Source organism: Streptococcus sanguinis (genome assembly GCF_050225395.1).
In the GTDB taxonomy this organism is placed as follows: domain Bacteria; phylum Bacillota; class Bacilli; order Lactobacillales; family Streptococcaceae; genus Streptococcus.
In genome coordinates this window covers 958,526-973,945 of the sequence record NZ_CP071431.1, presented here as the reverse complement: position 1 = coordinate 973,945, position 15,420 = coordinate 958,526, and the positions used below count along the sequence as shown (strand labels likewise).

The window sequence follows — 15,420 nt, the reverse complement described above, 5'->3', positions numbered from 1 at the left end:
AAGCGGATGTCATCCTTTTCACTTCCCTTAAATAAAAGAAAAAGAGCGGAAATTCCGCTTTCTTCCGCTCTTTGATTCTAAGTCGATATCAACCCAAAGCCACATCTAAGACCATCATGAGAACAAAGCCCACCATGAGACCTAAAGTCGCCACATCAGTATTGCCATTGGTCTGCGAATCCGGTATCAGCTCCTCTACCACCACGAAAATCATAGCTCCTGCTGCAAAGGAAAGGGCATAGGGCAGAATAGCCGTCATGGCCATCACAGCAACTGCACCTAGTACTGCACCGATTGGCTCTACAATCGCAGACATGGAACCCCAGTAAAAGGCTTTAAGTCGAGACTTACCGTCTGTCCGAATCGGAATGGACAGAGCCGCTCCTTCTGGGACGTTTTGCAGTCCAATTCCCAAAGCTAGACCAATCGCGCCGACAAAGGCTTCTGGACTAGGATTGGCGGCCAAAGCACCAAAGGCTACTCCGACTGCCAAACCTTCTGGAAAATTGTGAATAGTAATGGCTAAGAAAAGCAGAGCCGTCTTGGACAGCTTCTTTCGGCTATGCTCAGGAACACTCTCTGCCTCCGAAATGTCCTTGCTCAAGTGCAAGTGAGGCACTACTGCATCAATCAGCCTTAGGAAAAAACCTCCCACTAAAAAACCAATCGCTGCCGGCAGCCAGGACAGCTTGCCATAAGAACTTTGCGCATATTCAATTGACGGTGCCAGAAGCGACCAAAAGGAAGCCGCAATCATGACGCCTGCCGCAAAGCCCATCATAATATCCAGTAACTTGCGACTGACCTTTTTAAAGAAAAATACAACAGCCGAGCCCACAATGGTACATCCCCATGTAAAAAGCCCAGCCAAGAATGCCTGCATAACCACAGGCTGCGATCGTAACCAGTCCATAACTTCTCCTTATTCTCTAAAGTCAATCATACAAAATCGTCTTGGTTTCCCCGATACAGTGTTCTTCCTCATTCCAGTAATGAATCCGCTCGAAAGAGCCTTTCCGCCAGTAGAGAGGCAAACGTTCACGTATGTCGTCCTGCATATCTATTTGGCCAAGTTCCGAAATCTTCCACCATTTGGGCTCCCCTTCATGATCGTTTCCCCTGACTTGCCCCTCAAAGGCAGTACAAAGAAAATCGTAATACACATACCGTTCTTTTTTACTCGGATTAGTGAAGCCTGAAATTCCCTTCAATTTCATGTTTAGAGCAGTCAGCCCTGTTTCTTCTTTTAATTCGCGCCTTGCAGCTTCGAAGAAAGATTCTGGAAACTCTTACGAAGGTAAAAAGCTAAGCTTTTTCTATCCCCAGACTGGTGAAGCCGCCTTGTTGTATCCACCCTTTAAAGTTATCATGCTGGCGATTAAGCAGTAGGATTTCTTCATCTTTTTTTACACAAATATTGACCCAATTCAAAATGGTTTCTGTCATATCAAACCTTCTTCACATACCGTTCGATAGGATAGTCAGCTGGATTCAGCAGCCCCGCTTCTCCTAGAGCCATCTGGGCCAATTGGCGTCCGATAAGCGGGCCAGTTGTCAGACCAGAAGAACCTAATCCACTGGCAGCGTAGACATGCGGTAAGTCTGGAACAGCTCCAAAGAAAGGTGCGAAGTCGCTGGTATAAGCCCGTGTTCCCACGCGCTCACCTAAAATCTCTGCAGTAGCCAACCTCGGCAAGTAAGTTTCCGCTTCTTGCTGCAACTGATTCAATACCGTCTTATCAACTGTCAAATCAAAGCCCTGATCATTTTCATGACTGGCACCGACGCTGACCTTTCCCGCTAGAAAAGGAATGATGTCCAGCTCGCCCTCAGGCATCACAACAGGATAGTCATCTGTCTTTTCAGTCAGCTTGAAATCACGTAGCTGTCCCTTTTGCGGCCGAACATCTGTCTTATAGCCCAGTGGCTGCAAGATTTCTCCCAGCCAAGCCCCTACAGCTAAGATGACACAGTCAAAGCTGCGTCCGTCCACAAGAAGTTGCTCGCCTTCCACTACCAGGCTTACCTTTTTCTCAACCAGATCTGCCTTGCTGACCTTCAGAAGCGTCTCCGTCAAGAGTGCTCCCTCCACACGGGCACCACCGGAAGCATAGAGAAGCCACTCAAAACCTTGCAAATCTGGAAATTTCTCCTGGGCTTCTTGACGGCTGAGAAGACTCAGGTCCCCTATTAAGGGCGACTCTTCTCGGCGATTAGAAGCTAAATCATAAAGCTCCTGCAGCTTGCTCTCATCCTTTTTCAGCAGATAAACACCTGTCTGTTGGTAAAAGTCTGTCTGGATTCCAGCTGCTTTCAGTTCCGTAATCAAGTCCTGATAAAAATCAGCGCCCAAACGCGCCATCCTGTACCAAGCCTTGTTACGACGCTTGGAAAACCAAGGACTGATAATGCCTGCAGCTGCCTTGGTTGCCTGCCCCTTGCCGTCATCAAAGATAGTCACTTCCACGTATGGGGATTTGGACAGATAATAAGCCGCTGTTGAGCCAACAATTCCAGCTCCAATCACTGCTACTCTTTTCATGTCACTCCCTCTCAAATATGCTGGAAAGGATTGGTCGAAGCCTGACTAGCTAGAATCTCAATCTCCCATCCCTCTTCTGACTTCCAAAGTTCAAATTTTTCTTTCAATTTTTCCGTAAAAAGAACCTCGATATGGTGTCCAGGATCCAGCGCCAAAAGCCCTTCTGTCAGCATTTCCTGAGCAGTGTGATAGTAAATATCACCTGTTATGTAGACTTGCGCTCCCTTAGCAATGGCCTCCGGATAAAAGGACTGACCGCTGCCGCCACAGATAGCTACACGCTCAATCACACGTTCGAGATCCGCTTTTTCATAAGTAACCAGACGCAAACTATCTAGTCCAAAAGTTGCCTTGACCTTAGCCGCAAAGTCCCCAAAGGTCTGAGGAGCAATCCTCCCCACACGTCCAATGCCGTTTTCTGGCGTCGTTTGTCTGAGAAAACTTGTCTCCTCAATCTCTAAAAGCTGACAGAACCAGTCATTAAGCCCGTCCTCCACGACATCAATATTGGTATGGCTGACATAGACAGCAATATCATGCTTGATGAGGTCTAAAATGATTTGATTTTGCGGCTTATCCGCCACTAGGTCCTTGAGCGGGCGAAAGATAGGCGCATGTTTAACGATAATCAGCCCAGCACCAGCCTCAATGGCCTCCGCCACTGTCTGCTCGCGAATATCCAATGACACTAGAGCCTTGTCCACTTCCTTATCCAAAGTCCCGATTTGCAAGCCTGAAATGTCGCCCTCCATGGACAGTTCTTGCGGGCAGTAGGCTTCATAACGGGCAATGATTTTACTTGCTAGCATGGAGCACCTCCTTGATACTTTCGATTTTTTGAGACATAGCAGAGCGTTCCAGCTCATTCTTTTCTGGGATATGGGCTAGAGCTCCTTCTAGTTTCTTCAGTTCTTTCTGCCATCTTAGCTGAAAAACAGGCGATTGCTGCTCTAGCAGAAAAGGTCCGAAGCGTTTTTCTTGCTCTGTCAAAGTTTGCTGGCCAGCTTCTGCTACCAGGATTTCGTAAAACTTACCAGCCTCTTCTAAGTTATCCTCAGTCAGCAAGCGAAAGCCATTAGATACCAGCCAGCTGCGAAGTTCATCCTCTCGGTTATTGGGCTGCAAAATCAAGCGGGAAATAGCTCCAAGCTTAGCTCTGCCATTTTCCAAAATCTCTGAAATCAAGCGACCACCCATGCCAGCTATAACGATGGTGTCAATCTGATCTTCCGCTTCAAAAGCCGCCAGACCATTAGCCAAGCGAACCTCAATCTGCTCCGTCAGCCCATGCTCTGACACATTTTTCTGGGCAGACTGAAAAGGGCCTTCTACCACTTCTCCGGCCAGAGCCTTCTCAATCCGTCCTTCCTGAATCAGGTAAATAGGCAGATAGGCATGATCACTCCCAACATCCAGCAACTTTGCCCCATCCGGCACAAAAGCAGCTACTCGCTCCAAGCGTTGGGAAATAGTCTTTTTTTGCATGGCTTACTCTTTTCTAAACATTCTTCTATTCAGTATATCATTTTTAAGGGCATAAAAAAAGCAGCGGAGGAAAAATCAGCTTGTTGATAAACTGATTTTGTCTCGCCACTTGATGATGGGGTGTTTGTTCCTACCCGACACTTATTTATTTGATTTCCTGATACTCAGCAGCTAAACCGCGCTGGACTGCCGGACGAGCTGCAATCTTCTCCGCCCAAGCAGATAGATGTTTGTAGGATGCAGCATCCAAGAACTCAGCTGCGTCTGGATAGAGCCTATCCTGCACCAACTGACCATACCAAGACCAGATAGCAATATCAGCAATACTGTAGTCATCTCCAGCGATATAAGCTTTCTTGGCTAATTCTTTGTCCAATAAATCCAGCTGTCGTTTGGCTTCCATCGTGAAGCGGTTGATAGGATATTCTAGTTTTTCTGGTGCATAGTTAAAGAAATGACCGAACCCACCACCCAAGAAGGGCGCCGCGCCTGTCTGCCAGAAGATCCAGTTGAGCACCTCAGTCCGACCAGCCAAATCTGAAGGAATCAGCTTCCCAAATTTCTCTGCCAGATAGAGCAGGATATTCGCAGACTCAAAGACAGAAATCGGCTTATGACCTGACTGGTCCAACAAGGCCGGAATCTTAGAGTTGGGATTGATTTTCACAAAATCTGAGCCAAACTGATCGCCATCCATGATGCTGATCTTATAGAGGTCATAGGTAGCCTCAGTGATACCCGCTGCCAGTAGTTCCTCCAGCATAATCGTCACCTTGACCCCATTTGGAGTCCCAAGCGAATAAAGCTGAAAAGGCTCTTCACCGACAGGAAGCTTCTGTTCAAAACGTGCGCCTGCAGTAGGCTGATTGATACCTGAAAATTTTCCTTGGTCGCTGTCCGCAGCAGACCAGACTTTTGGTAATTGATAGGTCATACTTTTCTCCTTTTTTATAAAACCAAGGGCCTGTCATATCTAACAGGCCACTATAAATCAAATAAAGTCAGTCCTTCCACAAATTCATGGCATTGAGGAAATCATCTGAAACTGTCACGTTTTGAGGATTAGCTGCTTCACGTTCTTCCCGCTTGGCTTCTACCTGAGCAAGTGTAGTGATGCCTTCTTTACGCCAATTGCGCAAGATAGCCTGAATATACTTCCAGTTGGCTTTGCCATTAAACACAGCCTCACGAAGGGCAGCCTTGACCAAGTCAGGATTGGTTTTGTCGTCTTGAACAGTCTTGGTCAAGTCCTCAATTTCAAAGGGTGTCAGGAGACGGCCCAGCTCCTGCTGGAAGGTCTCCACCAAGTCTTTCAAAACATTTTGAGGCGCCTTTGCCACAGTCTGCTGACCGCTTTTAGCTGCCAGCAGTTCATCCAGCTTTTCTAAAGCCGGTGAAGCATCAAAGATAACCTCTGTCTCTCCATTCAGCTCAATGGTCTTATACTGCAGGAGACCTTTCTCCGTCAGATGGGACATGGAGCGATTGACTTCTGACAAGGTCTTGCCAATGTGCTCCGCAATCTGACTAGGCGCCAGCTCTTCCAGAGAAGTCGTATTTTGCAGATAGAAAAACTGCCAGACCAAAAAATCATCGCTGGAATCAAAGATGTCCTTAAAATATAAAAGAAGGGCACTCGGGATTACTAGATTGCCCGATTTAAAAGCTGATAAATAAGTCATGTCACCTCTTATAGATAAGCAAAAAACGATACATCATTTTCAGGACTTTCCCAGTCAAAAGGCGTCTCCTGATAGACAGCATAATTGACCCAATTGCTGAAAAAGAGTGCCGCGGCTGAACTCCAACGCAAGGCCGGTGTAGCATGGACATCATCGTTTTTGAAATAATTCTCTGGAATGTGTGGATTCTTGCCCGCCTTTAAATCGCGGAAATACTCCTTGGATAGAGTATCGCGGTCGTATTCCATGTGACCGAAGCTATACACCTCTCGCAAGTCTCGGCTAGCCAGCACGGAGAGGCCGGTATCTTCACCATATGAGAGAATTTCCAGATTGGTCAGGTTGACAATATTTTCCTTCAGAACTTCAGTATGACGGGAATGCGGTGCATAAAACTCATCGTCAAAGCCACGGAAAAGCAGATTGCTGCTATCAGCTGACTGGCTATAAACACCCGATAATTTGCGCATCATCTGGTGCTTGTCAACGCCGTAGCGAGCGTAAAGTCCAGCCTGAGCTCCCCAACAGATATGCAGAGTCGAAAAGACATGGGTCTTGGACCATTCAATCACCTGCTGGAACTCTTCCCAGTAATCCACTGCTTCAAATGGCAGATGTTCTACTGGCGCACCAGTAATAATCAAGCCATCAAAATAGCGATTTTTAACCTCATCAAAAGTCTTATAGAAAGTCTCCATATGCTCTGCGCGTGTCGTTTTAGACTGATGAGAGCTCATGTAGAGGAAGTCAATAGTCAACTGCAGCGGAGTATTAGCCAAATGGCGCAGTATCTGAGTCTCCGTCACCATTTTCTGGGGCATGAGATTGAGTACCAGAATATTCAGAGGGCGGATATCCTGATGGTCCGCCCTATCGTCATCCATGACAAAGATATTCTCAGAATTTAAAATGTCAACAGCTGGCAGTTTCTTATCAATCTTAATTGGCATGAAAATATCTCCTTCAATCGTTAGAAAGGCTTGGAAATACTTTTCCAGCCTATTCTTTGTTTATCCAATGTACTTTCATTATACTGAAAAGAGATATAGTTTTCAATTATACTTTTTCTCTAACTAGATATAGCTAGAAACTATGTATTAATAGTGCATCAGAACCTTGTAGTCGTATTCACCGATAGCTTCGCGGCCCTTGAGTTCATCCAGTTCAATAAGGAAGGCACAGCCAGCCACTACACCGCCAAGGCGCTCAATCATCTCAATCGTTGCCTTCACTGTTCCACCGGTCGCAAGAAGATCATCGACAATCAGAACGCGCTGACCTGGCTTGATAGCATCCGCATGCATGGTCAAGGTATCCATACCATACTCTTTTTCATAGTCAGCTGAGATAACTTCTCGAGGAAGCTTGCCAGGCTTACGGACTGGAGCAAAGCCGATTCCTAACTCAAAGGCAACAGGACAGCCCACGATAAAGCCACGAGCTTCCGGTCCAACGATCATGTCAATCTTCTTGTCTGTCGCATATTGAACAATCTCACGAACAGCGTAACTGTAAGCATTTCCGTCTGCCATCAGCGGGCTGATATCACGGAATGTCACGCCTTCCTTTGGATAATTTTCGATTGTTGCAATGTAGTCTTTTAAATTCATGATATACTTTCTTTCAAAAAAATTTTTTACTCTCTATTATATCACTTTTTCATCCAAATGGTAACAGAAAACTTACTTTTTATTGGTATCTATTATTTAATCTGAAAAATCATGTCTGAGCCATTTATAGACCATCATATTGAGGACGGGATTGAGTTGGTTATTCTTTATAATCACATCTTCTACTAGCTCCAAGAACGAAACTTACTTTTCGCTAACAGGCTGAGCCATAGGTCCAAGCCACTCACTTTTTAACGAGATTAGCTGCACAATTTTCAATCCGCTTCCATCAAATAATCATAAATCTCCTGCACAGTGCCCAGTGCCATGAGTTCTTGTTCCTTGACCAGGCGCTTGAGATCTTGGTAAATGTGACTGTTGTCAATTTCTTTCTTTTCAGCTTCCTTATTGACCTTCATGACGCCTTCTGTGATGCTGACAAAGCCCAGCTCTTCAAAAATCTGAATCATTTTGACCAAGAGAATAGGATCTATTTTCAGGTAAGCTGCTAGATCCTTGAGTTTATAGCGAACATCAAACTCGGGGAACTGATAGATAGTCTTGTAGAGTTTGGCAAACTGCTCTCGGGTACCATAACCTGTCAGATAGTATGGCTTGGCAATCTCACTCTTAAAGTAAATAGCTTCAAAATCCTGAGACTGAAGAATATTCTTCAGGACCCGCAAATCATCAGGCAGGTCATAAACCACAACTGCTCTGCTATTTGTCAAATCCGGCAATTCCTCTGTGAAACGCAAGACAGGAACCTTGTCAGGCAGCGTCGCATTTTTGCTGCGGATATTGAAAAGCTGAACTCCGTCAACACGTGCATCTACCAGCATGAGCTGAAGACTAGTCTGTCCATTCCATTTATTGACAGAGAGGGTGACGGCCAGCTCCAGGTTCTTGGTCTGGGCAAACTCTGTCGCCAGGCTTCCTTGCCCAAAAGCTACTACTTCAAAAGATGCATCTTGTTGGGAAATTTTCAGCTTGAGATGGCTATTGCCAGCCCCCATAGTCCGAGCATTGTCCACTTTAAAGTCCTTGAGGTAAAAAAGCGGCTTCTTATTATCCATACCAAAAGGAGCCAGTTTTTCGAAGCTTTTGAGCGTATCCAGGGTCAGTTCCGGCAGATGCAGCTCCTCATCTAAGTACAGGGCTGTTTTGCCAGTCAAATCCAAATCATTGTCTAAAATGTAAACTGTCAAGATGTCAGCAAGCTCCGCTAGCTTTTCTGCTTCAAGAGTCATTCCAGCTGCTCCAGCATGGCCACCAAAGGCTACAAAGAGGTCACGGTGGCTGTCTAAGGCCTCAAAAATATTGACTGCTTCAATACTGCGGGCGCTGCCCTTAGCGATGCCATCCTCAATATTAAGCACTATGACTGGCTGGTGCAGCTCTTCCAACAAGCGCCCAGCGACAATCCCTAGCACACCAGGATTCCAGCCTTCCTTAGCCAACACCTGCACTGGTCTCTTAGGGTCCAGCATGGTTTGTGCTTCTTCATAAATCTGCTGGACGATTTCCTTACGCTCGTCATTTTTCTGGTTGATCATGAGCGCAATGTCACGAGCTTCTTCATCGTCAAAGCCTGTCAAAAGCTCAACCGCCGGATTGGGATCATCCAGCCGTCCCAAGGCATTGAGTCGGGGGGCAAGCTGGAAGCCAACCGTTTCTTCATCCAGTTCGTCTGGCTGAATGCCTGCAATTTTGAAAAGTTCCTGAAGTCCTACCCGCTGGGTATTTTTGAGGACGGAAAGGCCGTATTTGACTAAGATCCGATTTTCCCCCGTCAGACTGACCATATCGGCAATGGTACCAATAGCAACTAAGTCCAAAAGTTCGACTTGGACTTCTTCCAACAAGGCTGTTGCCAGCTTAAAAGCCACCCCACAACCAGCTAAATGCTTGAAAGGATAATCAGCTCCGCTATGTTCCGGATGGACGATAGCATAGGCATTTGGCAGCTCCTCAGGCATGGAGTGGTGATCCGTCACGATGACATCCACGCCCAGAGACTGGGCCAGTTCGATAGCTTCAAGGCCCGCCACTCCATTATCTACTGTAATAATGAGCGAGATGCCTTGATTTTCAATAAAATATTTGTAAACACTGCTATTAGGGCCATAGCCATCCGTAAAGCGATTGGGCAGATAAACCTGACACTCAGCCCCCAGCTGCTCCAAGGCTTCCTTGACAATAGATGCCGAGGTCATCCCATCAGCATCATAATCACCATAGATTAAAATCTGCTCGTAATTCTCAATCGCTGCGCGAATGCGCTCCACTGCCCGCTCCATATCATGCAGATCATAAGGGTCGTGAAGCTGGTCTAAACCAGGCTCCAAAAATTCCTGTAAAGCCTCCTCAGTCTGCACACCTCTTTGGTAAAGAAGACTGGCAGCAGCAGGTTCTAATCCAGCTTTCTTAGCCTTTTTTAAAAATTTTTCGTCTGTAAAATTAGTGGCAAACTGCCAGTCATATTTTGAGCTAATCATGATGGATGATACACTTTCTCTCTTCAATCTTGTCTGAATATTATAACATGAAAAGACTGGTTCAACCAGTCTCAAACTTTCTATCTACGAGCAAAACTCTCAGTCTCCCTCATCTAGGTAAAGCCCCTTGGCAACGCTTTGGTCAATAACTTCCTGGGCTAATTCCCAAAGAGTTTCAGAGGTTTCTTAGATAAAGGATTTCTTAGCGATGACCTGCGACTTGGTCAGGCCATGAGGGTTGTCATGGGGCTGAGCGACTTCCAAGTGATTGAGCAGAGGAACCAGAGCATCCAACACTCGGGCATATTTAGCCTCTATGCTAATGCCAGTTTCAAACTCCTGCCAAAGCTCTAAAAAGGAATCCTGCTGATCTGACGGCAACTTGTCCAAACTGATTTTCAAGGACTCCAGCTCTCTATCGTAAGAATCTCTCTTACCCACGTCGTCAAAGATAAAGGTATCGCCAGCATATATTTCGCCCAAATCATGAATCAGTAACATAGACATGACCTTTTCCAGATTGACTTCTTCGGAGATGTATTCTCGCAAGACTAGCGCCATGAGCGCCCCCTGCCAACTATGCTCAGCAGAATTTTCAAAACGATAGGCGTCCAAGGTTCGATTGTTGCGATGAGTGGCTTTCAGTTTTTCCAGCTCATTGGTAAAAGCCAGCTGCTGCTGTAGACGTTCAAGCATATGGAACTCCTTTGAAATGTTTTTATAGCTAATTCTATTCAAAATTGATAGTTGCTCTTAACGCTCTATATGATTTTCTTCCCTCGCCATCCAATCACCAACTCTGACGTCAGGTGGGTCAGGATAATCGTCAAAAGGAAGGCCCAACGGCCATTTTCCCACTTGGTCAGCTGTTGGGATTTGAGCAGAAAAAAAGATAACTCAATAAAGATAGGATGGAGGAAGAAATAAAAGATACTTAGATTTTTTAAATGTCGCCAATTTTTTTCACGCTTCCACCGTGTTTTTAACAGCCAATTGAATAAGAAGAGCGTAAAGGGAATGAGAGCAAAGAAAAAATTTTTATCCAGTCCCTGCCTGATGTAAACCAGTACTCCTTCGCCTGCTAGGAAAAGACTTGCCAACAAAAGAGACAGCCAGCGTTTTTTCTGAAATAAGGCTATCTGCCCGTAATCAGCTAGAAAGTAGCCTAAATAGATAAAAATGGGCGTATAGAAGAGGCCATTCCTGCTAGTGAAAAATGCTGAGCAGGGCATAATTGACTGGCTGCCCCAGCCCTACGACTTCTCTCCTTCGCATCAAGCATTCTCCTTACGAGGTTTGTTTAAGATGTAAATGAGCACTTTTTTCCTTTGACCTAGGACTTGGCTAGCCAAACATGCTGAAAGGCAGCAATGTCACGATAAGGAGATTGGTTGCAGACAGCCAGCTCCATTTCAAGCATCTTTTCAGACCAGTCAGGGGCAGTTTTATAGTCATTGGATTGCAGCCCGTAAAAAATTCGTACTCCCTGATAATCCTCAACTTCTAACGGAAGACCTGAAATCACATCTTTAATCTGATAGACCTTAGCAGCACCCATGTTGTGAGTTTGATATGCCTCACCTGCCAAAAGTTGCTGGGCCTTTTCTGGGTCATTTTCAAAAACCACTGTATGCATAATGCGCCCAACCTCGTGGTGCTTGACCAGAGAAATTTTGCCGTCCTTTTTTAAGAGGCGGGAAAATTCTGCTAAATAAAGAGCAGGGTCAGATACATACTCTAAGACATTATGACATACGATGACATCAAAAGACTGGTCAGGGAATTTTTGCAGAAGATCCAAGCTGCCTTGCAATTGCTCATAGAAAAAGTCCTGCTTGCGCTCAGCAATCATTTCTGGGTTCGGCTCGATGGCGGTCACTTGGTTCTTTTCCGCTAGAAAATCAGCCACAATTCCAAAACCGCTGCCGAAATCAAGGATTTTCTGGCCATTAAGTGACTCTAGAAAGGCAAAAACAATATCATACTGAAGCTTGCCCCAAGGCGCCTGCAGATGAGCCTTGTAAGCTTGTAGATTAACTGTCATAAAACCTCACTTATAGTTAAACATATTGGCTGCCATCTTGTCGGCAATTCTTGGAAAAAGGGTATAAAGCTTGTGAGCTAGATTGAGAATCCCAGGTAGATTAATTTCCCGCTTCATTTTGCCAAAGGAACTGACGATTTTTCCAGCTACAAAGTCAGGCTCAAGGATATACTTATCCACTGCTTTTACATAGGAACCATCAGGATCTGCCTGATCGAAAAAGGCTGTTTTGATAGGACCTGGATTAACCGTCGTGACATAGACCCCAAAAGGCAGGAGTTCTAAACGCAGGGCATTAGAAAAGCCAATCGCCGCAAACTTGGTCGCTGAGTAAAGACTTGATTTGCTACTTGCAATGAGGCCGGCCATACTAACGATATTAACGATATGTCCTTGACCTGCCTGCTTCATGCGAGCTCCAAAGATACGGGACAGATTCATCAGGGCAAAGGTATTGACCTCAAACATGGCCTCGATATCACTGGATCTGATTTTGTCAAATTCTTCAAAAATCCCATAGCCAGCGTTATTGACCAGGACATCAACACGACCGTACTGGCTGTCAATCCGTTCAGCAAATCTTTCCAAAGCTGAGCTGTCAGTGATATCCAGCTCCACTAGGTCAAGATTTTCTCTTTCTCCATATAGTTTTTCCAGCTTAGCCTTGCTCCGTCCGACCAAAATCAGTCGGTCATGGGGCAAGAGCTTAACCATTTCCTGAGCCAGTCCACCGCTAGCCCCTGTGATGATGATGGTTCTCATATCTCCACCTCTTCCAAGTCCTTGACCACATGGACCTTTTCAAAGACAGCGCTGGCATCGCGGCGCATTTGGCTGATGTCCTTAGCTAGAAAGCGAGCACTGATATGATTGAGAAGGAGGCGCTTAGCGCCGGCTTCCTTGGCTACTTCTGCTGCCTGCATATTAGTAGAGTGACCATGATTGCGGGCCAATTTTTCGTCTCCCTTGCCATAGGTCGCTTCATGGACCAACACATCTGCTGCCACAGCCAAGCGAACGCTGGCAGGTGTCTTCCTAGTATCACCCAAAATAGCAATGGTTTTGCCCGGACGAGGAGCTGAGATATAGTCTGCTGCAATAATTTTGGTCCCATCTTCTAGGACGATATCCTGACCGTTTTTGACCTTGCCAAAGAGGGGACCAAAAGGTACGCCCGCTGCCCGAAGTTTGTCTGCATCCAGCGTTCCTTCCAAATCTTTCTGCATCACCCGATAACCCACACAGAAAATCGTGTGATCCAGCTTATCCGCATAAACAGTGAACTTGTCCGTTTCAAGAATCTTGCCCAGACTATTTTCATCAAACTCATGAAAATCAATCCGATAAGGCAGACGAGAACCAGACACGCGCAGGCTAGACAGGACAAAGTTTTTAATGCCTTTGGGACCATAAATTGCTAGGTCTGTCTGTTCTTCATTAGCCTGAAAAGAACGACTGGATAGAAAGCCCGGCAAGCCAAAAATATGGTCGCCATGCAGATGCGTGATGAAAATCTTGCTGATTTTGCGCGGTTTAATCGTCGTCTCCAAAATCTGGTGCTGGGTACCTTCACCGCAGTCAAACATCCAGACCTCATTGATTTCCTCCAACAGCTTGAGGACAAGGCTGGACACATTGCGAGCCTTGGAGGGCTGACCGGCTCCGGTTCCTAAAAATTGTAATTGCATGTTTTTCTTTCTAAATGATATAAATCATGGCAGAGCGATTCTGCGAGTGATAGTATTTTTTTCCAGCATAGGACTGAGCCAGCTGACTGACTTCATCTTGATTGTAGCCCAGAACTCTCTGACCGCCATCCGCTAGCTGCTGCCAATCGGTCAAAGCAGTAAGCGCCTGACTGTCCACGACTTGAGATTCAGTTTTGAGAGGTGCCGTTTTTATTCTCCCAGCTTCTTCGTAGACCAAGTACTGTGGAAAGACTTGGGCAATTTCAAAGAGTAAATCGGCTGTTACTGGCTCTGGCTTTTCAGGAAAGACCAAGCCGACTTCCTCGCTCTCATAGCAAAATCCATAGGACTTGCCAGAAAGATTAAGCCGTACAAAAGGTTTATTTTCTACAAAGCTAGGCTCCGCATTCCACAAGTCCAGCGCCTGGCTAATCTCTAAAAAATAGGCTGTCGCGGCTTCCGGACTTTTCTTTTGATAAAGCTCAGCAAAGTAAGCATTGATAACGCTGGGTGGCGGTGTGATGAAGCTACGCTTCTGCTCTTCTGTCAGATCAGCCAATACTTGCTCTAAGTAGACCCTGTCTAGGCTTGTAAAACCGCCGTATTTCAAGGCCAAGTCAATATAATCAGTCATAAAATTCTTCCAGTTTCCATTTGTTTTTCTCGGCAATCCAGCCTGAAATGACTTCGACATCGTTTATGTATTCTCGATTCCCCATAATCACGACTTTCTCTAAATCATGAATCTTGTAGGCTTTAGCCGGCGCTACCTTGATGGTAAAAGGTAAAAATAACTCTTTCATCCGCTCCAGCAGGACTTGCTGCAAAAGAGCTCTGCTATTGTCCGCCTTAGCCGAAATCAAAGAATAAGGAGTAAGGGTCGGAGTGAAATGCTCCGCCTTGTCCGCTTTGTTATAAAGAGTCAGCCGTGGAATATCCAGCATGTCCAGCTCTTTCATGATGTCGAGGACAGTCTTTTCGTGTTCCTCATGGTGAGGGTCGCTGGCGTCAATGACATGAACCAGCAGATCGACATTTTTGCTCTCTTCCAGTGTGGACTTAAAGCTAGAGACCAACTCTGTTGGCAAATCCTGAATGAAGCCGACCGTGTCAGTCAGCGTGACATTGAGCTGACCACTGAGGTTGATGTTCTTGGTCGTGGCATCTAGCGTCGCAAAGAGTTCGTCGGCCTCATACTGGCTCTTGCTGGTCAAGCAGTTCATGATAGTGGACTTGCCCGCATTGGTGTAGCCGATGAGGCCGATTTTGAAAATACTGGACTCTAACCGCTTTTCACGAACGGTAGCCCGATTTTTCTCCACTGCTTTGAGTTGGCGCTCAATATCATGAATCTGATTGCGGACGCTACGTCGATTGAGCTCCAGCTGGCTTTCACCAGGCCCGCGGGAGCCAATTCCACCAGCCTGACGGCTGAGCATAATCCCCTGGCCAACCAAGCGAGGCAGCAGATACTTGAGCTGGGCTAGATGCACCTGCAGCTTGCCCTCATGACTCCTAGCCCTCATGGCAAAAATATCCAAAATCAGCTGCATACGGTCAATGACCTTAACCCCCAAGCTTTCCTCCAGATTGACATTTTGGCGAGGTGTCAGACGGTTATTGACAATGACGGTCGAAATCTCTTCGGCATCAACCATCTGCCGGATTTCTTCTAACTTACCAGAGCCAACAAAGGTCTTGCTATCATACTTTTCCCGCTTCTGGCTATAGGAGCCGACTACTTCAGCCCCTGCCGTCTTAGCTAAACTTTGCAGTTCCTCCATGGATAGGTCAAAATTCTCCGTGTCTGCTAGTTCCACACCGACCAGAAAGACACGCTCTGTTTTTTTCTCTGTTTCTATCATCTCATA

At 46.0% G+C, this 15,420-nt stretch carries 14 protein-coding genes and 3 pseudogenes; all 17 read right to left on the bottom strand.

The genetic code is table 11. The features are described from left to right. Positions 1–88: 88 nt before the first annotated feature. The 17 genes and pseudogenes from tmpA to hflX all read right to left on the bottom strand — a co-directional run bounded on the left by tmpA (position 89) and on the right by hflX (position 15,414). Entirely contained in the window at positions 89–913 is an 825-nt protein-coding gene (gene tmpA / locus J1C81_RS04940) for a ZIP family manganese transporter TmpA (RefSeq protein ID WP_002914911.1), read from the bottom strand. A 22-nt stretch (positions 914–935) separates the two neighbouring features. Then, positions 936–1,446: pseudogene (locus J1C81_RS04935) on the bottom strand (NUDIX domain-containing protein). A gap of 1 nt (position 1,447) precedes the next feature. Further along, entirely contained in the window at positions 1,448–2,542 is a 1,095-nt protein-coding gene (locus tag J1C81_RS04930; RefSeq protein ID WP_002914908.1) for an NAD(P)/FAD-dependent oxidoreductase, read from the bottom strand. Between the two features lie 11 nt (positions 2,543–2,553). Next, entirely contained in the window at positions 2,554–3,351 is a 798-nt protein-coding gene (locus J1C81_RS04925) for a Nif3-like dinuclear metal center hexameric protein (protein WP_002914906.1), read from the bottom strand. Continuing rightward, positions 3,338–4,027, bottom strand: coding sequence for a tRNA (adenine(22)-N(1))-methyltransferase (locus J1C81_RS04920; protein ID WP_002914905.1), 690 nt, complete (start codon positions 4,025–4,027; stop codon positions 3,338–3,340). Before J1C81_RS04920 ends, J1C81_RS04925 begins: the two co-directional genes overlap by 14 nt. A gap of 145 nt (positions 4,028–4,172) precedes the next feature. Next, positions 4,173–4,961 (bottom strand): glutathione-dependent disulfide-bond oxidoreductase, encoded by a 789-nt coding sequence (gene yghU / locus J1C81_RS04915; RefSeq protein WP_002914904.1) that lies wholly within the window; start codon positions 4,959–4,961, stop codon positions 4,173–4,175. 67 nt (positions 4,962–5,028) lie between these two features. Beyond that, a complete protein-coding gene (locus J1C81_RS04910; protein ID WP_002914903.1) occupies positions 5,029–5,709 on the bottom strand; it encodes a DnaD domain-containing protein in 681 nt (226 codons plus the stop codon). A gap of 8 nt (positions 5,710–5,717) precedes the next feature. After that, complete coding sequence (gene metA / locus J1C81_RS04905; RefSeq protein WP_002914901.1) at positions 5,718–6,659, bottom strand: homoserine O-acetyltransferase MetA; 942 nt, start codon at positions 6,657–6,659, stop codon at positions 5,718–5,720. A 147-nt stretch (positions 6,660–6,806) separates the two neighbouring features. After that, positions 6,807–7,319: an adenine phosphoribosyltransferase gene (locus tag J1C81_RS04900; RefSeq protein WP_002914899.1), complete on the bottom strand. Its 513-nt coding sequence runs from the start codon at positions 7,317–7,319 to the stop codon at positions 6,807–6,809. Positions 7,320–7,594: 275 nt separating this feature from the next. Continuing rightward, entirely contained in the window at positions 7,595–9,817 is a 2,223-nt protein-coding gene (gene recJ, locus J1C81_RS04895; protein WP_002914898.1) for a single-stranded-DNA-specific exonuclease RecJ, read from the bottom strand. Between the two features lie 99 nt (positions 9,818–9,916). Then, a pseudogene (locus tag J1C81_RS04890) lies at positions 9,917–10,513 on the bottom strand (HD domain-containing protein). Between the two features lie 65 nt (positions 10,514–10,578). Further along, positions 10,579–11,034, bottom strand: a pseudogene (locus J1C81_RS04885) (hypothetical protein); the annotation flags it as partial. Between the two features lie 116 nt (positions 11,035–11,150). Beyond that, positions 11,151–11,861, bottom strand: a complete 711-nt coding sequence (locus tag J1C81_RS04880) for a class I SAM-dependent methyltransferase (RefSeq protein WP_002914895.1) — start codon at positions 11,859–11,861, stop codon at positions 11,151–11,153. A gap of 6 nt (positions 11,862–11,867) precedes the next feature. Beyond that, positions 11,868–12,623: an SDR family NAD(P)-dependent oxidoreductase gene (locus J1C81_RS04875; protein ID WP_002914894.1), complete on the bottom strand. Its 756-nt coding sequence runs from the start codon at positions 12,621–12,623 to the stop codon at positions 11,868–11,870. Further along, positions 12,620–13,549, bottom strand: a complete 930-nt coding sequence (gene rnz, locus J1C81_RS04870; RefSeq protein ID WP_002914892.1) for a ribonuclease Z — start codon at positions 13,547–13,549, stop codon at positions 12,620–12,622. Before rnz ends, J1C81_RS04875 begins: the two co-directional genes overlap by 4 nt. A gap of 10 nt (positions 13,550–13,559) precedes the next feature. Beyond that, positions 13,560–14,183 carry a hypothetical protein gene (locus tag J1C81_RS04865; protein WP_002914890.1) on the bottom strand — a complete coding sequence of 208 codons (624 nt, stop codon included), beginning with the start codon at positions 14,181–14,183 and terminating at the stop codon, positions 13,560–13,562. Next, positions 14,176–15,414 carry a GTPase HflX gene (gene hflX / locus J1C81_RS04860; protein WP_002914889.1) on the bottom strand — a complete coding sequence of 413 codons (1,239 nt, stop codon included), beginning with the start codon at positions 15,412–15,414 and terminating at the stop codon, positions 14,176–14,178. Before hflX ends, J1C81_RS04865 begins: the two co-directional genes overlap by 8 nt. Between the last annotated feature and the right edge of the window lie 6 nt (positions 15,415–15,420).

Coding starts and splice junctions, on each gene's coding strand:
- tmpA (WP_002914911.1), bottom strand. CDS start 913: ATGGACTGGTTACGATCGCAGCCTGTGGTTATGCAGGCATTCTTGGCT.
- J1C81_RS04930 (WP_002914908.1), bottom strand. CDS start 2,542: ATGAAAAGAGTAGCAGTGATTGGAGCTGGAATTGTTGGCTCAACAGCG.
- J1C81_RS04925 (WP_002914906.1), bottom strand. CDS start 3,351: ATGCTAGCAAGTAAAATCATTGCCCGTTATGAAGCCTACTGCCCGCAA.
- J1C81_RS04920 (WP_002914905.1), bottom strand. CDS start 4,027: ATGCAAAAAAAGACTATTTCCCAACGCTTGGAGCGAGTAGCTGCTTTT.
- yghU (WP_002914904.1), bottom strand. CDS start 4,961: ATGACCTATCAATTACCAAAAGTCTGGTCTGCTGCGGACAGCGACCAA.
- J1C81_RS04910 (WP_002914903.1), bottom strand. CDS start 5,709: ATGACTTATTTATCAGCTTTTAAATCGGGCAATCTAGTAATCCCGAGT.
- metA (WP_002914901.1), bottom strand. CDS start 6,659: ATGCCAATTAAGATTGATAAGAAACTGCCAGCTGTTGACATTTTAAAT.
- J1C81_RS04900 (WP_002914899.1), bottom strand. CDS start 7,319: ATGAATTTAAAAGACTACATTGCAACAATCGAAAATTATCCAAAGGAA.
- recJ (WP_002914898.1), bottom strand. CDS start 9,817: ATGATTAGCTCAAAATATGACTGGCAGTTTGCCACTAATTTTACAGAC.
- J1C81_RS04880 (WP_002914895.1), bottom strand. CDS start 11,861: ATGACAGTTAATCTACAAGCTTACAAGGCTCATCTGCAGGCGCCTTGG.
- J1C81_RS04875 (WP_002914894.1), bottom strand. CDS start 12,623: ATGAGAACCATCATCATCACAGGGGCTAGCGGTGGACTGGCTCAGGAA.
- rnz (WP_002914892.1), bottom strand. CDS start 13,549: ATGCAATTACAATTTTTAGGAACCGGAGCCGGTCAGCCCTCCAAGGCT.
- J1C81_RS04865 (WP_002914890.1), bottom strand. CDS start 14,183: ATGACTGATTATATTGACTTGGCCTTGAAATACGGCGGTTTTACAAGC.
- hflX (WP_002914889.1), bottom strand. CDS start 15,414: ATGATAGAAACAGAGAAAAAAACAGAGCGTGTCTTTCTGGTCGGTGTG.